This is a genomic window from Polaromonas sp. YR568, assembly GCF_900116715.1.
GTDB lineage: Bacteria > Pseudomonadota > Gammaproteobacteria > Burkholderiales > Burkholderiaceae_C > Polaromonas.
In genome coordinates, this window is sequence record NZ_FPBM01000022.1 from 1 (window position 1) to 3,299 (window position 3,299).

Sequence of the window (3,299 nt, forward strand, 5' to 3'; positions counted from 1 at the left end):
TTGCGCCAGCAGGTCCTGGATTCACCCATCTTTGACGCACCGCGCTTTGCACACCACTTCGAGACCGCCCTGCGCAGCATGTGGCATATATGGTGCGACCGGAACACCGGTGTACAACTGCCGGCTGAAGAGACAAGAGATGAGGCCGCTTAGCCGGTCATCCAAGGCAAGGCTAAACGACCTCGGCCACGGCGAAAGCGAGAGCAAAGCCGCCGAACTCGCTGCAGTGCGCACGCTTGAAGAAGGCATCGCATTTGAGAGCCAAGGCCAGATAGACCGTGCTCTGCATTGTTACGATCTGGCCATCCATCTGATGCCGGAGTTGGCAAGAGCACACTTCCATCGAGGCAACATATTGCTGGATCGTGGTGATGCCGCAACCGCATTGGAGGCGTATGAAAAGGCCAAAGTCCTCAAACCGGATTCGGCGGCTCTTCACTACAACATGGGCAATGCGCTACTGAGACTGGGGCGCGTGGAAGCCGGAATAGCGGCTTGCCGGCAGGCAATCTCGCTGAAGCCGGAGTTTGTGGACGCCCACGTCACACTTGGCCTGTCACTTGAGGAACTGGGCAAACACCAAGACGCGATGGCGTGCTACCGCAGCGCACTGGAAATCGATCCCCATTCTGCCGCAGCCCATGTCAATCTTGGATCCATTCTCACCATCTTTGGCCGTCCCACCGAGGCTTTAGCCAGTTTCCGCACGGCGCTGAAAATCGATCCGTTTTTTTTTGTAGCGCACAGCAACTTGCTGTTAGTTCAAAATTTTCTGGATGATTCTTTTGAACGTACCCGGCTGATAGACGCGAAGCGATACGGTGACCTTGTTACGCAGCAAGCTCGCGCTTATACAAGTTGGCCGAACTCTCCTGATCCGGCTCGATGTCTGCGCGTGGGATTTGTTTCCGCAGACCTGCGCGCTCATCCGGTTGGCTATTTTCTGGAAGCGGCCATCGCAGCATTGGCGTCACGCACGGCGGGACAAGTTGTCCTATTTGCGTATGCCACTCTTCCCGGTTCTGACGAAATCACTGATCGAATCAGATCTCATTTTCACACGTGGAACGAGGTTTCAGGGTTAACGGATGAGGCGTTGGCCCGGAGAATACGCACAGACGGCATTGATATCCTAATAGACTTGTCGGGGCATGCAGCCTCCAACCGTTTATCCATGTTTGCCTGGAAGCCGGCGCCTGTACAGGTTAGCTGGCTGGGGTACTTTGCCACCACCGGGGTACCCGCTATCGATTACTTCATTGCTGACGCGTGGTCGCTGCCTGCAAGTGAAGAGTCTAATTTCACCGAAACGATATGGCGGCTGCCAGAAACCCGCCTCTGCTTTACCCCTCCAGCTCCAGGTCTTCAAGTCGGCCCGCTTCCTGCGATTTCCCGGGGTTATCTGACTTTTGGGTGCTTCAACAATCTGACGAAGATGAACGATGCTGTAGTGGCCCTGTGGGCCAGAATACTAACTGCAGTGCCGAATAGCCGCCTGTTTCTCATGGCGCCCCAGCTCAGCCAGCTGTCAATGCAGCAAAGTGTCATTGAACGATTTTCAGCTCACGGCATCGGCGCTGAATACCTGAAACTTTCTGGATCTGTCCCACGCGCTGAATATTTGAAATCCTATAACGAGGTGGACATCGCGCTTGATCCCTTTCCTTATACTGGTGGAACCACCACTGTTGAAGCACTCTGGATGGGAGTTCCGACGCTCACCATGGCAGGAAAGAGCCTCTTATCTCGCCAAGGTGTTGGTTTGATGATGAATGCGGCACTACCCGATTGGGTGGTACCGACCCCGGAGGACTATGTTCATCGTGCGATATCTCATGCCAACGATCTTAGACAATTGGCAACCTTGCGTGCCGGCTTGAGACAGCAAGTGCAGGCCTCTCCCATATTTGACGCCCCACGCTTTGCCGGGCATTTTGAAGCAGTCCTCCGCGGAATGTGGGTGACATGGTGTGCGAACCAAGCGTCGCGTGAATGATAAATTCCGAGGAGCACAGGTGACACTATTTGATCGACTGCTGAAAAGAAAGGACATCACCTCCGCAGACAGTAGAAGTGAAAAGGGAAATGCCCGGAATGAAGCCGAGCATATGCTTGAGAAGGGCCTATCGCTCGAGATCCAAGGACTCCCTGAGGAAGCGTTGCAATGCTACGCAGCAGCCGTTCGCATGGCACCCGATCTGGCGCTCGCCCACTTTAATCAGGGCAACATACTGTTAGATCAGGGCGACGCGCAAGGCGCATTGAGCGCCTACGAGAAGGCTATTGCCTACAAACCTGATTCGGCCGCGCTTCACTACAACATGGGCAATGCTCATCTGCGCCTGGGAAATACGGATGCAGGAGTAGCTGCGTGCCGCAAAGCCATTTTGTTGAAGCCTGATCTGGCGGATGCTCACATAACGCTAGGCGTGGCGCTGGGAAACCTTGGACAGCATCTCGCCGCGATAGCGTGCTATCAACGGGCTCTGGAGATCAATCCCTCTTCGGCAGAGATACACAGCAATGTGGGTATCGCCATGATGGAGCTTGATCGGTTTGAGGAGGCCGTAGGGAATTTTGACAAGGCGCTGGCACTAAGACCCGACTACGTCGACGCACTGAAAAATCGAGGCATCGCTTTACAACACCTCGGGCAGTTCGATGAAGCAGCCGCCAGCTATCACCGGGCATTGGCAGTCGATTCCCAGTTAGCCGAAATCCATACCAACCTTGGTAGCACATTGAAGGAATTGGGGAAATTTGAAGAGGCAATCGCCAGCTATCGTCATGCGCTCGCAATCAATCCAACTTTAGCTGCGGCACACCACAACCTGGGCTTGACCCTGCAAGCGAATGGACAACCTGATCGCGCAGTCGCTTCCCATCTGCAGGCAATAGAAGTCGACCCGGATTACGTTCCCGCGTACAACAGCATGGGCGCCGCGCTCGGGGATCTCGGTCAGCATGAGAAGGCCATAACGTATTTCCGCCACGCAATAAGGCTACAGCCGGACAGCATGGATGGGCATTTCAATTTGGGCATCACGTTGGCGGCCGGCGGTCAACTCCATGCGGCCATGGAAAGCTTTCATCGTGCGCTCAAAATACATCCTGACAACGCAGATTCGCATGTGGGGCTTGCTAACGTATTGAAAGGTCTTGGCGAATTTACGTCGGCACTGAAAAGTGTACGCCGGGCTCTGGAGCTAGACCCGGACTGCGTGATAGCGCACAACAATCTGCTGTTCATCCATAACTATGTAGCCGACCAGCCCGCCGAGCTTTTGCTCGCCGACGCG

2 protein-coding genes are annotated in these 3,299 nt (G+C 54.8%); both read left to right on the forward strand.

What is annotated here, in order from left to right; genetic code table 11:
- The first annotated feature begins 226 nt into the window (after positions 1 to 226).
- A complete protein-coding gene (locus BM408_RS22625; protein WP_254774920.1) occupies positions 227 to 1,996 on the forward strand; it encodes an O-linked N-acetylglucosamine transferase, SPINDLY family protein in 1,770 nt (589 codons plus the stop codon).
- A gap of 19 nt (positions 1,997 to 2,015) precedes the next feature.
- On the forward strand, positions 2,016 to 3,299 hold a 1,284-nt coding region (locus BM408_RS22630; RefSeq protein ID WP_139237403.1), incomplete at its 3' end, for a tetratricopeptide repeat protein.